Consider the following 15,750-nt stretch of genomic DNA (forward strand, 5'->3'; position numbering starts at 1 on the left):
CAGGAAGGGAGTGGACCGCATGAAAGAGCAGGATGCCATGCAGGTCGAGCCTGCGGCCGGGGTCGCAGGCAAGATCTCGGCCGGATCCGCGGACGGCAAGGGCAGACAGCCCAAACGGCCCGGGGTGTTCACGCGCTGCATGGCGTTCGCCGGGCCGCGCAAGCCCCTCATCGTGCTGTCGATGCTGCTGGCCGCGCTGTCCTTGGCGGCGTCGTTCGTGCCCTACGTCGCCATCTATGCGACGATATCGGCGATCGTGTCTGTCTATCCGGACCTGTCTGCGCTCGACGCGCGCCAGCTCTCGGGCTACGGCATGCTGGCGCTGGCGGGAGTCGTCGCCGATGTGGGGTGCTACCTGTGCGCACTGCTGTGCTCGCATGCGGCTGCGTTCGACACGCAGTACCGCATCAAGATCGGCATCGTCGACCATCTGGGCAAGGTGCCGCTGGGGCACGTCGCCCGGCTGGGAACGGGACGCATCTCCAAGATCATGGACGAGGCGGTCGACGGCATAGAGCAGTTCATCGGGCACTCGATCCCCGATTTGGCCGCCACCGCCGTCGCGCCCGTCGTGCTCATCGTGCTGCTCTTCGTGTTCGACTGGCGCTTCGGCGTGGCGACCATCGTCGCGGTCGCCGTTGCCTGCATCGTGCAGTTCTCGTGCTACGCCGACAAGCGCCTCATGAGCCAGATGGGGCGCTACCAGCAGGTCAAGGAGGAAATGGGCAACGCCGCCGTCGAATACGTGCGCGGCATGCGCGTCGTCAAGGCGTTCGGGCAGACCGCACGCTCGTTCAGGAAGCTCGCCGAGGCCGTCAAGGACTACACGGGGCTGGCGCTGGACGTCACGTTCTTCTTCCAGAACTCCATGCCGGGCTTCACCGCGCTGCTCAACAGCGCCTACCTGTTCGTCCTGCCAGTGGGCATCCTGCTCGCCCCCGGAGCGGACGACTGGCCGGCCTTCGTCCTCTCGCTCGTCTTCTACCTGCTGTTCGTGCATTCGATATCGAGCGTGTTCCAGAAGATCCTCTATGTGAGCGAGGACTCCATGATCGCCGGCGCGAGCATCGGCCGCATCGATTCGGTGCTGAAGCTCGACGGGCTTTCCTCCGCCGGCGAAGCGCAGACCCCGCGCGATGCCTCGGTGGAGTTCGAGAACGTGAGCTTCGCGTACGAGGAAGGCGGCCCGCAAGCGCTCGAGAACGTGAGCTTCACCGTGCCCGCCGGAAGCGTGTGCGCGGTCGTCGGGCCGTCCGGTTCGGGCAAATCGACGCTCGCGAACCTCCTCGCGCGTTTCTGGGACGTCGATCGCGGCTGCATCCGCATAGGCGGCGCCGACGTGCGCTCGATGGGATCCGACGAGCTCATGGAACAGCTGAGCCTGGTGTTCCAGGACTTCCACCTGTTTCGCGAAAGCATCGCGGACAACATACGCCGCGGCCGCGCCGGCGCCACGGACGCCGACGTGATCGCGGCGGCGAAGGCGGCCCAGGCGCACGACTTCATCGAGCGGTTGCCCTCCGGATACGACACCGTCGTGGGCGCCGCGGGCATCCATCTGTCCGGCGGCGAGGGCCAGCGCATCGCCCTGGCACGGGCGATCCTCTCGGATGCCCCTGTCGTGGTGCTCGACGAGGCCACCGCGTTCGCCGACCCCGAGAACGAGTGGCTCATCCAGAAGGCGTTCGAGGGGCTCATGGACGGCAAGACGGTGCTGATGATCGCGCATCGGCTGTCGACGGTGGTCGGCGCCGACAAGATCGTCGTCATGGACGACGGCAAGGTGGCGGAAGAGGGCACGCACGCCGAGCTGCTCGCTTCGGGCGGCACCTACGCACGGATGTGGGAACGCTACGAGCAGTCGCTCGCTTGGGGCATCGGCTCCGACGGCGGCGCGCGAATCGCTGCGGCGCCGCCTGCCGCAGCCCTTCCGCCCGAGGCGGTGGCTGCGAAGTCCGCTGCCGCTGCTACTACGACCGCATCCGCAGCCGCCGCAAGCGCCGATAGAGACGAGGATGCCCCGGGCAAGAAGCAGCCGTGGCTCAAGCGGCTTCTGAGCCTTTCGGACGAAGGATACAGGAGCCTGGCGCGCTCGTCGGTCGCCTGCACCCTTACCGACCTGTCGCTCATGATCCCGTTCATGTGCACGGTCGCCGCGTTCTCCATCCTCGTCGGAACGCTCGCGGGCGAGCCGTTCGAGGCCGGGAAGCTGTGGGCGGTGTTCGTCTGCGGCATCGCGGGCCTCGTCGTCACCTTCATCGCCGCGAAGAACGACTACAGGAAGACGTACGTCGCCGCCTACACCGAATCGGAATCGATGCGCCTGTCCCTTGCCGAGCATCTGCGCCGGCTGCCCATGAGCTTCTTCAACCGGCGTGGGATCGCCGATGTCGCCGACCGCATCATGAGCGATGTGACCGCGCAGGAAACGATGCTTTCGAGCACGGTGCCGCAGCTCGTGGCCGGATGCGTCTCGACGGTCGCGATCTGCGTGCTGCTCGCGTTCTTCAACTGGATGCTTGCGTTCTGCGTGCTCGTGACGCTGCCGATCGCCGCGCTGATCGTCCTTGCCAGCCATCGGCGCGAGAAGCGCCTGTTCGAGCGCCAGCAGGATGCGCGCATCGAATCGCTCGCCTGCATCCAGGATTATCTCGAGGGTCTCAAAGACATCCGCGCCTGCCATATGGTCGGCGAGAAATCGCACGAGATGAACGAGGCGCTCCTGTCGCTCAAGCGCATGACCATGAAAGTCGAGCTGGCGGTCGACCTATCGGTATCGCTCGCCAACGCGATCCTGCGCTCGGGCGTAGGGCTTACGGTGTTCGTCGGCACCGCCTTGCTTGCGGGCGGCAGCGTCGACTTCATGACGCTGCTCATGTTCCTCCTCATCGCCTCGCGCGTGTACGGGCCGATCCTCATGCTGGTCTCCAAGCTGCCCAGCGTGCTGAGCCTTTCGACCAAGACCGCGCGCCTCAGGGCCATCATGGACGAGCCCGAGGCATGCGGCGACGCGGAAGTCCTGGTGGACAGCCATCAGATCGCCTTCGAGGACGTGCGCTTCGCCTACGAGGAAAAGGAGGTGCTGCACGGCGTGAGCTTCGTCGCGCGCGAGGGGCAGGTGACGGCGCTGGTTGGGCCGTCCGGCTCGGGCAAGTCGACCTGCGCCCAGCTCGCGGCCCGATTCTGGATACCCGGCGGGGGACGTGTGACCTGCGGCGGACGCGACATAGCGGGTTTTTACGAGGAATCGTGGCTGTCGCATGTCTCGATGGTGTTCCAGGACGTGCTGCTCTTCGACGACACGGTGGCGGGCAACATCCGCATCGGGCGCGAGGACGCGACCGATGACGAGGTGCGCGCCGCGGCGGAGACGGCATGCTGTACCGAGTTCATCGACAGGCTTCCCGACGGCTTCGACACCATGCTGGGCGAGAACGGGGCAGCGCTTTCGGGCGGCGAGCGCCAGCGCCTCTCGATTGCCCGCGCCCTGCTCAAGGACGCGCCGGTGATCCTGCTCGACGAGGCCACGGCCTCGCTCGACCCTGAGAGCGAGACGTTGGTCCAGCAGGCCGTGGGGCGCCTGTGCGCCGGCAAGACGGTCATCGTGATCGCCCACCGCATGCGCACGGTGGCAGGGGCCGACCATATCGTGGTGATCGACGACGGCCGCGTTGTCGAGGAAGGGAGCCATGGGCTTTTGCTCGAACGGCAGGGCCTCTATGCCCGGCTGTGGGAGCTGCAGCACGAGAGCGCCGGCTGGAACGTCGAGAGGCGCTAACGCGGTTCGCAACGGCGTACGGTGCCCGCCCTCACCAGCCGCAGCGTGCTGGAGGTGTGCCCGGTGGGCGGTATGGTCCTCGGCGAGTCCGAGGTCTTGGGCTCCTTCACGCAGGGGCCTCCGCCGCCGTCTCCAAGGGCGTGGGCCACGGTCATGCCGCCGCCGTCTGAGGGGACGTTTAGGGAATGGGTGGCATACCAGTTCCCCAAGATGCCGATCGCCGAACCGACCCCAGAGACCACGCCAAACGAGATCATGATGGGCGGCTCCACTGTCTCGCTCGGTCTCTCGAGCGAGACACACCGCTTCCCTCAGCGTTGGCGTACTGCGGCGATGCGTCGTGCGTTCTGCTTCGATCGTCCGACGTTCGTCTCGTAGTTTTGCTGGAAGACCCAGCAGTAGAGGCAGTCAAGGATAAAGTGCACCGCGTTGAACGACGCGAAGCCCTCGATCTTGGTCGAGAACGAGCTGTCCTCGCCGACGTGGGTGAGGATGGTGTCATCGGCCATGCGTGCGACCGTGCTCTGCGGATGTGCGGTGATGGCGAGCGTGCGCCTCCCCAGACTCCGGAGAATCTGGACGCACTCGACAATGGCGGGCGTCTCACCCGAGTGTGAGACGAGCAGGTCAAACGAGTCCTTTCCACCAAGGAAGGCGTAGCTTGGAAGCAGGGACGAGTTCTCCTCGATGTTGGTCTGCTTGCCCAGCCTGACCATCTTCTGCTTGAAGTCGAGGGCTGCGGTGGCAGAGACCCCGACAGCGTAGATGTTGACGCTATCCGCTGACGCCATGCGTTCCACGACGCCTTCGAGCCTGCGGTAGTCGAAGCCCTGGAGGGCGTTGTTCATGGCGCTCGCCGCCAAGTTGGCCATGCTGAAGGCAACCTCCCGAAGCGGGTCCGTGGCCGAGAAGGGCAGGTTTGCGTCGACGCTCTTGCGTCGGGAGGCCTCCTCGAGCTCTGCCGCAAAGACGATGCGGAAGTCACGGTAGCCTGACAGGCCCAGCTTGCGGCAGAGGCGGGTTATGGTCGCGGGGGAGGAGTAGGTCCTTCTGGCGAGCTCCGAGATCCCCAGGTTCCTGATATCGTGGGCATTCACGAGGAGGTAATCCGCGATCTTGGCCTCGGAGGCGGTGAGGCTGCCCTTCATTTTGAGCGCGTCCATGATCATCGTATGCCTCGTTTCTGACGTGTGACGCGGATCCCGCATGGGACAGGTGCCGCTAGCCGAAGTCCCTTATGCCACCAGATTTCAGCAGTATGGCCGTCGAGGCGAAGGACGCAACGAGTGATATGGCGATGCCCAGACAGTACATGGGGAAGTTCTTCGCGCCGAGCCATGCACCAAACGAGAGGATGCCAGAGAACGCGAAGTTGGTGGCTGCGACCTGCCCGAGGCCGAGCACGAGCCCGCCGCAGGCCCCCGAGACGACCATCGTGGCGATGAGCCTCTTGTCGCGCAGGATGACGCTTGCGCCCGTGACTAGCAAGTCAGAGACGCCTGGGTACATGATGGCAGCCCCGAGGGTCGCGGCGACGTAGGGGTTGCACTTGAAGTGCTTGCCGGCGGTGAAGGCAAGCAGGATCGGGAAGAAGTAGATCAGGGCGTAGAAGATCGCGTAGAACGTCATATAGGTCAGGCTGTCGGGGGCGACGACGCCCATGTTGGCGAGCAGGCCGATGATGCCGGAGGCAATGCCGCCCGTTGCGAGCACGGGGATGTAGGGTGCGTAGACGTCGGACATCATGCGGGTGAAGCGGTCGAAGAGACCGATCCTTGCGGCGCTAGGGTCGCCTATGGCCTCGGACTCCCTGATGCCACGCTCCTTGAGCTCGGGAAGCTCGACGAGCTGCCTGAACACGTCGTCCACCCGGTTGCCAACGAGCACCTGGAAGGTGCCGGCGGCCGACTGGGTGCCGATGACGCCCCGCAGCGCCTGGAGGGCGCCCCTGTCGGCCTTGGTCTCGTCCCTGAGGGTGAACCTCAGCCTGGTCGCGCAGTGGATGACGTTGACGACATTGTCGGCACCGCCGACTCCCTCGATGATCGCGCGGTTGAGCTCCGTGTAGTCCTCCATGACTCTCCTTCCCTGCCTTCCTCTAGATGTTCAGTGCGAAGGTGTGTCCCTCGAAGTTTGCGTTCATGATGCTCGAGGGCCTCACGCAATCTCCGATGGTCGCTGTGTCGGGGACGATGCCGTGGAACCTTTCCACCAGGTCCGTTTGGGGGGCGAGGCCAACGGAGACGATCATGTGGTCGTATGCAGCCTTCTGCCTCCTGCCAGCGTCATCTGCGTACTCGACGTGCTCTGCTGAGACCTTGGTGCAGCTGTTGCCCAGTGCCGCTTTGATGTTGGGGTGCAACTCGAACTTCTGGCGCAGCGCCTCCCGGTAGAGGGCGTTGGCATTGCCGGCCAAGGCATGGGCCATCTCGATGACGAGCACCTGTCGGCCCCTCTCGGCAAGCTCGAGGGCCAGCTCGCAGCCAATCGAGCCGCCGCCGAGGATGACGATGCGTCCCTCGAGCTCGTCGGCGCGCATGATGACCTCGGTTGCCAGCAGCACCTTGGGCCCATCGATCCCCTCGATGGCGGGCCTGCGTTCGGTTGCGCCGATTGCGATGCCGAGCGCCTCAGGCTCGAGGGCGCGCACAAGCTCGGGCGTGGCCTCGCAACCGAGCATCACGCGGATGTCCCTCTTGGCAAGCTGGGCCCTGTAGTGGCCAAGGAGTCGCGCCACCTCCGACTTGTGGCTCTCCCGTGCGATGAAGCGCAGCATGCCGCCAGGCTCGTCCTCGCGTTCGACCAGCGTCACGCGGTGACCACGGTCGAAGGCGGTGATGGCCGCCCTCATGCCGCCTGGTCCCGCACCAAGGATGACCACGTTGCGGCCTGTGTTGGCACGGGCGATTCCCTTGGGGACAAAGGACTCGTTGTGGTAGTGCGGGTTGACGGAGCATCCCACGTTCCAGTGGTCCGAGGCGATGTGGTAGCAGTTGTTGCACCTCAGGCAGGGAACGATGTCCTCGGGCCTGCCCTCCATGGCCTTCCTCGGCCAGTCGGGGTCGGCGATGAGCGTGCGACCAAAGGCGACGGCATCGACGTCGTTGCGGGCGAGGGCGTCCTCGGCCACCTGTGGCGTCATGAACGCGCCCACAACCGAAACGGGGATGCTCACGGCCCGCTTTACTTGGCGTGCCCAGCCGAGGTTGGTCATCTCCGGCTCGAGGTTGGTGGTGATGCAGTGGACGTTCGCGACGGTGTTCTTGTCGATGCCCGAGGAGACCTGGATCATGTCTACGTACCTCTCGGCCATCCTGGAGAACGCGAGCACGTCTGGGAACTCGATGGACCCCTCGACCCACTCATAGGCGCTGATGCGCATCTCGACAGGGTAGTGCGGCCCGACGGCATTGCGGACGGCCTCGAGGATGCGCAGGGGGAACCTGGCCCTGTTCTCGATGCTGCCGCCGTACTCGTCGCTTCGGTGGTTGTAGAAGGGAGAGAGGAACTGGTCGGGCAGCCAGCCGTGACCAAAGTGGAGGAGGATGGCGTCGAATCCGATCTTTCTGCAAGACGCGACCGTCCGGGAGTACCAGTCGAGCGTCTCCTGCATCATGGCCTCGTCCATGGCGCGCACCTTGGTACCGTCGGGCATGGTGAGCGAGCAGGGGCCCTTTGCGTAGTCCCTCACCCGCGACTCGCGCCCTCCGTGGAAGATCTCGATGGAGGCCTTGGAGCCCGCCTGGTGGACCTTGAGGACGCGCTTGCGCGTCGCCTCGCGCTCGTACTTCGCAAATGGCCAGGGCTCGTCCTCGCTTGCGAAGCTCGATCTGCCAGGCTCGACGATGGCGTGCCCGGCCACCACGAGCGCCGCACCGCCCAGGGCCTTCTCGTCGAAGGCGTCACCCGTCGGCGTTGCGATGATGCGGTTCCTCAGGATCATACCGTTGACGTTCAGCGGACGAAGGAGCTGCTCGAACACGCCCTGTCACCTCCCTTGCATCGCCGTCCTCTGCCGGCAAGGATAGGTGACGGGTCGGTGGGAGAAGCCCTTGGGGGTCAAGTTGTTGAATTGCTTTCAGCTCTGAGGCGAGAAAGTGCCTCCGACATGAAAATGCTTTTCAGACAAGGGGGAGTGGGGGAGAGGAAGGTCTCCATCGCGCTCACCGAGGCTGACGTCATGGGCGCCAGACGCGGCGGGTCCGCCTACAACCCCACATCGGGCGATGTGGGCGCCCACTAGGTCCCCCGCGCCTGCCCCGCGAGGGACGTCGCGTTTGCCCCGCGAGGGGACGTCTTGCCTGTTCAGATTTGTCGCAGTCGGCACGACGCCTTGGGATGCGACGCCTTGGGATGCGACGCCTTGGGATAGATGCTATAAATAGGCACGGGCGCGCCGATTGGTGCGCCCACGAGGTGCCTGGCATGGCAGCCTTGGTGAGCCCTTGCCCCTCCTGGGGAATTATGATCGGGCATCAATCTGCCAGGCGCGAAGAGAGGACGGCAGGGGGCCGTCCGAGACCCAGGGGGGACATAACGTGAGAGAGTACCTGGTAAGCGCGTCGGACGTGCTCGAGGAGTGCGCAACCGATGCCGAGCAGGGCCTTGGTGCCGGTGTCGCAGAGGAGCTGCTCAGGCAGAACGGCCCAAACAAGCTCAAGGAGGCCGAGAGGACCCCACTCTGGATCCGCTTCTTCCAGCAGATGGGCGATCCCATGGTCATCATGCTGATCGTGGCTGCGGTCATCTCGGCCGCAACGAGCGTGGTGCAGGGCGAGGCCGACTTCGCCGACGTGGTCATCATCATGTTCGTCGTCATCCTCAACTCCGTCCTCGGCGTCGTGCAGGAGGCCAAGTCCGAGGAGGCGCTCGCGGCGCTCCAGGAGATGGCCGCCGCCACGAGCAAGGTCATCCGGGACGGCAAGCAGGTCGAGGTCCACTCGCAGGACCTCGTCGTGGGTGACGTCGTGATCCTCGAGGCCGGCGACTCCGTGCCGGCGGACTGCCGCATCCTCGAGAGCGCGTCCATGAAGGTCGAGGAGGCGGCCCTCACGGGCGAGTCCGTGCCCGTGACGAAGCACGCGGACGCGATCAGCCTTCCCGAGGGCGAGGACGACGTTCCTCTCGGCGATCGCAAGAACATGTGCTACATGGGCTCCACCGTGGTCTTTGGCCGTGGCCGTGCCGTGGTCGTGGCGACGGGCATGCAGACCGAGATGGGCAAGATCGCCGGCGCCATCGCCGAGGCACAGGACGAGGAGACCCCGCTGCAGGTCAAGCTCGACGAGCTCTCCCACATCCTGACCATCCTCGTCGTCATCATCTGCGCCGTCGTGTTCCTCACGGGCTTCTTCAAGCATGGCATGGGCTTCGTCTCAAACCTCGACCTGGTGCTCGACACCTTCATGGTCGCCGTGGCACTTGCCGTCGCCGCCATCCCCGAGGGACTGGTCGCCGTCGTGACCATCGTGCTCTCCATGGGCGTCACCAAGATGAGCCAGCGTCACGCCATCATCCGCAAGCTCTCGGCCGTCGAGACCTTGGGCTGCACCCAGATCATCTGCTCCGACAAGACGGGCACCCTCACCCAGAACCGCATGACCGTCGTGGAGCACGCCACCGAGAACCTCACCTCCCACGTCCGCACCATGGCGCTCGCCTCCGACGCCAAGTGGGACGAGGCCACCGGAGCCGCCCTCGGCGAGCCGACCGAGGCCGCGCTTGTGACCGACGCCGCCAAGCTGGGCTTCACGACCTCCCACCTGTCCCAGTCCCGCCCGCGCATCGGCGAGGCCCCGTTCGACTCTGGCCGCAAGATGATGTCCGTCGTGGTTCGCGGCAGGGATGGCGTCATGCAGCACACCAAGGGCGGTCCCGACGTCGTGCTGGCCCGCTGCACCAGGTACCTGGCCGAGGACGGCGTCGTCCCCATGACCGACGAGCTGCGCGCCCAGGTCATGGAGCAGAACAAGGCCATGGCCGACCGCGCGTTGCGCGTCATGGCGGCGGCGCGCCGCGACTGGGGCGACAGCGAGCCCGAGAGCTACGATGCCTCCTACCTCGAGCAGGACCTCACCTTCGTTGGGCTCTCCGGCATGATCGACCCGGTCCGTCCCGAGGTCAAGGCGGCCATCGAGGAGGCCCGCTCCGCAGGGATCCGTGTCGTCATGATCACCGGCGACCACGTCGATACCGCCGTGGCCATCGCCCGCGAGCTGGGCCTCGTCGAAGGGCGTGGGCAGGCCATCACCGGTGCCGAGCTTGACCGCCTCTCCAACGAGGAGCTCACCGAACGCATCGCGGACTTTGGCGTCTACGCCCGTGTCCAGCCCGAGCACAAGACCCGCATCGTCGACGCGTGGAAGAAGGAGGGCGAGGTCGTCGGCATGACCGGCGACGGCGTCAACGATGCCCCCTCCATCAAGCGCGCCGACATCGGCATCGGCATGGGCATCACCGGCACAGACGTCACCAAGAACGTCGCCGACATGGTTCTGGCTGACGACAACTTCGCCACCATCATCGGCGCGGTCGAAGAGGGCCGTCGCATCTACGACAACATCCGCAAGTGCATCCAGTTCCTGCTGTCCAGCAACCTCGCCGAGGTGATTGCGGTCTTCGTGGCCTCGCTCGTCGGCTTCACGATCCTCGAGCCCACGCACCTCTTGTGGATCAACCTCATCACCGACTCGCTGCCCGCCCTCGCCATGGCGACGGAGGGCGCCGAGAAGGACATCATGGAACGCCGTCCGCGCGACGCCAAGGACGGCATCTTCGCCGGGGGGATGGGTGCCGACACGATCTTCCAGGGCGTCGTCATCTCCCTGCTGACGATCGCCGCCTACTTCATCGGCATCAGCTCCGTTGGTGCCTCCGTCGCGGACGTCGTTGCCAGCGATAGGGCAGGTCTCACGGGCATGACCATGGCGTTTCTGACGCTCTCGATGGTCGAGATGTTCCACTCGCTCAACATGCGCAGCCTGCGCGGCTCCATCTTCACGCTCAAGGGTCAGAACAAGTGGCTGTGGGGGTCCCTCGCGATTGCGCTGCTCCTGACCTTCGTCGTGATCGAGACCCCGCTCTCCGTCGCCTTTGACTTCGCCGAGCTGGATCTGGAGCACTATGCCATCTCGATGGGTCTGGCCATCCTGATCATCCCCATCGTCGAGCTGGAGAAACTCGTCATGCGCTCGATCGAGAAGGGCGAGAGGCGCGGTTAGGGCAGAGGTGGTCGTGCGGCTGTGCAGGGCGTGCGATTGTGCAGCGGTTCCGCGGCCATCGTATAAGCATAACGACCGGTAACTTGTGGTAGGTTACCGGTCGTTCCTATCTGTCCACAGGTTCCTATCCGCAGGTACTCGCAGGTATTCGCAGGTACTTGCAGGTCCAAGTAACAAAAACTCCTGAGGGACTTTTGGCACTTTTGGCAATTTATGGGTATCTACCTGTGTAAACATGCGAAAGTAGCAAAAGTCCCTGAGTGACTTTTGCTACTTTCCGCTGTGTGGGTCACCTTGCTGCTGACGTTGCTCGCGTGGGTTATCCTGCCTCTATGGGTTACCCTACCGCCTACGTCCCGCAATTGTCGGCCGGTTCGTGCGCACCGCATAGCGACCCGCAGCCGCCGTCACTTGCGAGCCGCCGTCACTCGCGACCGCAGCTGCCGCTGTCATTCGCAACCGCGGCTGCTGTCGACGCCCAGGTGCCAGATGTCGCGGTTGTACTGCTCTATGGTGCGGTCAGACGAGAAGAACCCGGCCTTTGCGATGTTCACCAGGGCCTTGCGCTGCCAGCTATGCTGGTCAGCCACGTCATTCAGGACGCGGGCCTTCTCGGTCAGGTAGGAGTCGAAGTCCGGGAAGGTCATGAACCAGTCCTTGCCCAGGAGCTCCTCCGTCAGACGCTCGAGGCTTTCCGCATTGCCCACCTCAAGCATCTGCGGTCCGCGCAGGAAGTCGACGGCCTCCTTGAGGCGCTCGTCCCCCTCGTAGTAGCTGCGCGGGTCGTAGTCGCCACGCTGGTAGCGCGCGATGACCTCGTCGGAGCCCTCGCCAAAGGTGTAGATGTTCCCCTTGCCCACGAGCTCCGCGATCTCCACGTTGGCGCCGTCCATCGTGCCCAGCGTCAGGGCTCCGTTGAGCATGAACTTCATATTGCTGGTGCCCGACGCCTCCTTGGAGGCCAGCGAGATCTGCTCCGAGACGTCGGCGGCGGGGATGAGTCGCTCCGCAGCGGTGACGTTGTAGTTCTCGATCATCACGACCTGCAGGTACTGGCTCGCCACGGGGTCTGCGGCAACGACCTTGCCCAGGCAGATGATGGCATGGATGATGTCCTTGGCGATGGTGTAGGCCGGGGCCGCCTTGGCCCCAAAGAGCATGCATACCTTGCGCTCGGGCAACTTGCCGGCTTTGACTTGCAGGTACGTGTTCGTGGCCCACAGCAGGTTGAGCTGCTGGCGCTTGTACTCGTGCAGTCGCTTGGACTGCACGTCGAAGATGGCGTCGGGATCGACCTCGGTACCCTGGTGAGCACGCAGCCATGCGGCGAAGCGCTCCTTGTTGTGGCGTTTGATCTTGCTCAGCTGGTCGAGAAGGCCGTCGTCATCCTGGTGCGCGAGCAGGTCCTCCAGCCGGGTGGCGTCGTGCTTCCAATCGTCTCCGATGGTCTGGGTGATGAGGCCTGCGAGCTCGGGGTTGCACTCGATGCACCAGCGGCGGAAGGTGATGCCGTTGGTCTTGTTGTTGAACTTCTCGGGATAGAGCTTGTAGAACGGTGCCAGCTCGACGTCTTCCAGGATCTTGGTATGGAGCGCCGCCACGCCGTTGACGGAGTGGCTGAAGTGTATGTCGATGTTGGCCATGTGGACGTTGCCGTGCTCGTCGATCACCTGGACGAAGGGGTCCTCGCAGCTGTCGCGCACCAGCTTGTCCAGCTGGTCGATGATGGGGATGAGCTGCGGGGCGACCTGCTCGATGAAGTGCTTGGGCCAGGTCTCCAGCGCCTCGGCGAGGATGGTGTGGTTGGTGTAGGCGCACACGTCGCGCGCGATCGAGACGGCCTCGTCGAAGGCGATGCCGTGCTCTCCCAGCAGGCGGATGAGCTCGGGGATGACCATCGTGGGGTGCGTGTCGTTGATCTGGATTGCGGCGTAGTCGGCAAGGTCGTGCAGGTTGCTGCCGCGCGCCTGGCACTCGTCCAGGATGAGCTGCGCGCCGTTGGAGACCATGAAGTACTCCTGGTAGACGCGCAGGAGCCGGCCGGCATCGTCCGAGTCGTCGGGGTAGAGGAAGAGCGTCAGGTTCTTGGTGACGTCGTCCTTGTCGAAGGAGATGCCGCTGTGGATGACGCGCTCGTCTGCGCTGTCCACGTCGAACAGGCGCAGCTTGCCGCTTTTGCCCTCGTAGCCGGTGACGTCGATCTCGTAGAGGGTCGAGGTGACGTCGAAGCCGCCAAAGCTCACGCGGAAGTGTCGCGACGTCCTTCTCAGCCAGCTGTCCTGCCCCCACCTGAGCCAGTAGTCGGGCGACTCGCACTGGCGGTTGTCCGCAAAGTTCTGGCGGAAGAGCCCGCAGTGGTAGGCCAGGCCGATGCCGTCGGCGGGCAGGCCCAGGGTCGCGCAGGAGTCCAGGAAGCAGGCGGCAAGGCGGCCCAGGCCACCGTTTCCCAGCGACGGCTCCAGCTCCATCTCCTCGAGGGCGGAGAGGTCGCGGCCACAGGCGGCGAGCTCGTCTCGGACGCTGTCGTAGAGACCGAGGTTGATGAGGTTGTTGCTCAGGAGCTTGCCGATGAGGAACTCTGCGGAGATGTAGTAGAGCCTCTTCTTCCCCTGGTTGTAGCCGCGCTCGCGCGTGGCATCCGCGACGAGGGACAAAAGCGCGTTGAAGAGCTCGAGGTCGGTGCAGTCCGCAAGGGGCTTGTCGGTGTACGAGGAGAGCGTGGCGATCTTCATGTCTGGCCTTCCTTCCGGTTCGGCGGGCGCCTGGGTGCACGCGTGGTGTCCGCATGGGACGCTAATAGACACTATAGTTGCGCATATAGGAGAAAATCTTGCACCATAGCAGCGAAAAGTAGTACTAAACTAGCAAATAGCTTCACTTGGGGCCGTGCTTGCGGGGAGGTGGCCATGGAGACGGGGGAGTACGAGCGCTATCGCGAGCGCAAGCTCCACGAGCGCGCCGGCTTCGCCTACGACACCTACCTCTGCACGATCCCGCAGGACTTCGATCGCGTCCCGCCGCACTGGCATGAGCAGATGGAAGTCATCTACGTGAAGCGGGGCTCGGGTGCGGTGTCGCTCAACTTCGAGCGCCTGCCGGTCGTCGCGGGGTCGATCGTCGTGGTGTGCCCGGGGCAGATCCATGCGATCGAGGGGGACCCGGGCGTGCGCATGGAGTACGAGAACATCATCTTCTCGCTCTCGGCGCTCGACAGCGCGGCGGAGGAGGACTGGTGCCGCACGAACGTGCTGGTCCCCTTGCGCAGGGGGACGTTGGGGATCCCCAACCCGCTTTCGCCGGGGTCCGAGCTCCACCAGGAGGCGGCGCGCGCCCTGGACCGGGCGGACGCCGCCTCGTCAGAGCGGGTAGCGGGCAACTCGCTGCTCGTCAGGAGCGCGATGCTGCTCTTCCTGCATGCACTCTACGTCCACGCGAGAAGGGACGAGCCCGTCGGTCCGGACATGGCCATCGAGCGCCTGAGGCCGGTGTTCGACGAGGTGAGGCTCCACTACGACCGTCCGCTCGACGTCGCGGGGGCCGCCCGCCTGAGCGGCTACAGCAAGGCCCACTTCATGCGCATCTTCAAGCAGGAGACGGGACAGACCTTCGTGGGCTACCTGAGCGACTACCGCCTGTCCGAGGCGGAGTCCCTCCTGCGAAGGACGAACGAGTCCGTGACGACTGTCGCACGTGGCTGCGGGTTCGACAACCTCTCGTACTTCACGCGTCGCTTCCGTGCCAAGTACGGCATGCCGCCCAGCGCGTACCGCAAGCACTGGATGGAGCGAACGTGACGCTAGGCCGTGACGTCGCAGGAACCGGTTGCGCCCCCTCGCTTGGCATCGATGGCGCTGCAGGCGATGCGAACGGCCTCCTCTACGCTGTCGGTCATGCTGACGAGGTGAAGGTCACCAGGTGACATCATTCCCCTCTCGACCATGGTGCCCTGTATCCAGTCTATGAGACCCTGCCAGTAGCCAGACCCGAAGAGCACGATGGGTATGGCGGGAGACTTGTGGGTCTGGACGAGGGTGAGCAGCTCGAAGGCCTCGTCCATGGTACCAAGCCCGCCTGGGAAGATGATGGCCCCCTGCGAGTACTTCACGAACATGGTCTTGCGCACGAAGAAGTAGCGAAACCCCATCCCCAGGTTGACCCACTTGTTGACGCCCTCCTCGAAGGGCAGCTCGATTCCCAGGCCGACGGAGACCCCGCCCATCTCGGCGGCACCGCAGTTGGCGGCCTCCATGATGCCGGGACCTCCGCCCGTTATCACCGCGACGCCCCTCTGGGCCATGAGCCGTCCACTCTGACGGGCTGCCTGGTAGTCGGGATGGTCCTGGCTGGTGCGGGCGGATCCGTAGACCGACACGGCGGGGCCGAGCTCGGCCAGCGCGCCAAAGCCGTCCACGAACTCCGACTGTATGCGGAGCACGCGCCAGGGATCGCTGTGGAGCCATTCGGTGTCCTGCATGGGTTCGAGCAGATGCTCGTTGGTGCTGTCCTCGGGGATCATCTTGCCGCGCAGGAGCACGGGCCCGCGTCGGTAGGCGGGACCCAGGGGCTGGTCCGCGCTGCGTCGCCCCACGGCGTCTCCTCCCGTCGTGCCGTGCTCTCCAGCGCCACGCCCGTCTGCGCCACGCCCGTCAATCGTCATCGGATCCATGGGTCCCTCTTTCGCCGTCTCACGCATCGACGCGCGCGTCACCCCGTGTCCGAGCCGACAACCTACGGACGCGGTGACGTGACAGC

Annotated in this window: 10 protein-coding genes; 4 read left to right on the forward strand and 6 right to left on the reverse strand. The window is 65.0% G+C overall.

Annotation, left to right across the window (positions count from 1 at the left end):
- The first annotated feature begins 19 nt into the window (after positions 1 to 19).
- Positions 20 to 3,778 (forward strand): ABC transporter ATP-binding protein, encoded by a 3,759-nt coding sequence (locus OLSU_RS02390; protein WP_148219041.1) that lies wholly within the window; start codon positions 20 to 22, stop codon positions 3,776 to 3,778.
- Here OLSU_RS02390 and OLSU_RS02395 read toward each other — a convergent pair.
- Genes OLSU_RS02395 through OLSU_RS02410 form a run of 4 tightly spaced genes read right to left on the reverse strand, consistent with a single transcriptional unit; the run spans position 3,775 to position 7,760 of the window.
- On the reverse strand, positions 3,775 to 4,035 hold the full coding sequence (locus OLSU_RS02395; protein ID WP_013251352.1) for a hypothetical protein: 261 nt from the start codon (positions 4,033 to 4,035) through the stop codon (positions 3,775 to 3,777). The two genes, OLSU_RS02390 and OLSU_RS02395, sit on opposite strands and share 4 nt — an antisense overlap.
- 54 nt (positions 4,036 to 4,089) lie before the next feature.
- Positions 4,090 to 4,941: a MurR/RpiR family transcriptional regulator gene (locus OLSU_RS02400; protein ID WP_162260687.1), complete on the reverse strand. Its 852-nt coding sequence runs from the start codon at positions 4,939 to 4,941 to the stop codon at positions 4,090 to 4,092.
- A gap of 58 nt (positions 4,942 to 4,999) precedes the next feature.
- Positions 5,000 to 5,854, reverse strand: a complete 855-nt coding sequence (locus OLSU_RS02405) for a PTS transporter subunit EIIB (protein WP_013251354.1) — start codon at positions 5,852 to 5,854, stop codon at positions 5,000 to 5,002.
- A 22-nt stretch (positions 5,855 to 5,876) separates the two neighbouring features.
- The gene (locus tag OLSU_RS02410) at positions 5,877 to 7,760 is read right to left on the reverse strand and encodes an oxidoreductase (RefSeq protein WP_013251355.1); all 1,884 of its coding nucleotides are present in this window, start codon (positions 7,758 to 7,760) and stop codon (positions 5,877 to 5,879) included.
- Positions 7,761 to 7,886: 126 nt separating this feature from the next.
- On the opposite strand from OLSU_RS02410, the gene OLSU_RS09830 reads away from it, so the two are divergent.
- Together OLSU_RS09830 and OLSU_RS02415 are read left to right on the forward strand one after the other, a co-directional pair.
- Positions 7,887 to 8,021 (forward strand): hypothetical protein, encoded by a 135-nt coding sequence (locus OLSU_RS09830; RefSeq protein ID WP_269083694.1) that lies wholly within the window; start codon positions 7,887 to 7,889, stop codon positions 8,019 to 8,021.
- 295 nt (positions 8,022 to 8,316) lie between these two features.
- A complete protein-coding gene (locus tag OLSU_RS02415) occupies positions 8,317 to 10,998 on the forward strand; it encodes a cation-translocating P-type ATPase (protein WP_013251356.1) in 2,682 nt (893 codons plus the stop codon).
- Positions 10,999 to 11,447: 449 nt separating this feature from the next.
- Here the strand turns inward: OLSU_RS02415 and OLSU_RS02420 are convergent, their stop codons facing one another.
- The gene (locus tag OLSU_RS02420) at positions 11,448 to 13,730 is read right to left on the reverse strand and encodes a glycogen/starch/alpha-glucan phosphorylase (RefSeq protein ID WP_013251357.1); all 2,283 of its coding nucleotides are present in this window, start codon (positions 13,728 to 13,730) and stop codon (positions 11,448 to 11,450) included.
- Positions 13,731 to 13,904: 174 nt separating this feature from the next.
- On the opposite strand from OLSU_RS02420, the gene OLSU_RS02425 reads away from it, so the two are divergent.
- Positions 13,905 to 14,792 (forward strand): helix-turn-helix transcriptional regulator, encoded by an 888-nt coding sequence (locus OLSU_RS02425; RefSeq protein WP_013251358.1) that lies wholly within the window; start codon positions 13,905 to 13,907, stop codon positions 14,790 to 14,792.
- Between the two features lie 2 nt (positions 14,793 to 14,794).
- Here the strand turns inward: OLSU_RS02425 and OLSU_RS02430 are convergent, their stop codons facing one another.
- The gene (locus tag OLSU_RS02430) at positions 14,795 to 15,664 is read right to left on the reverse strand and encodes an LOG family protein (protein ID WP_162260686.1); all 870 of its coding nucleotides are present in this window, start codon (positions 15,662 to 15,664) and stop codon (positions 14,795 to 14,797) included.
- Positions 15,665 to 15,750 lie beyond the last annotated feature (86 nt).

Source organism: Olsenella uli DSM 7084 (genome assembly GCF_000143845.1).
GTDB classification, from domain to species: Bacteria; Actinomycetota; Coriobacteriia; order Coriobacteriales; family Atopobiaceae; genus Olsenella; species Olsenella uli.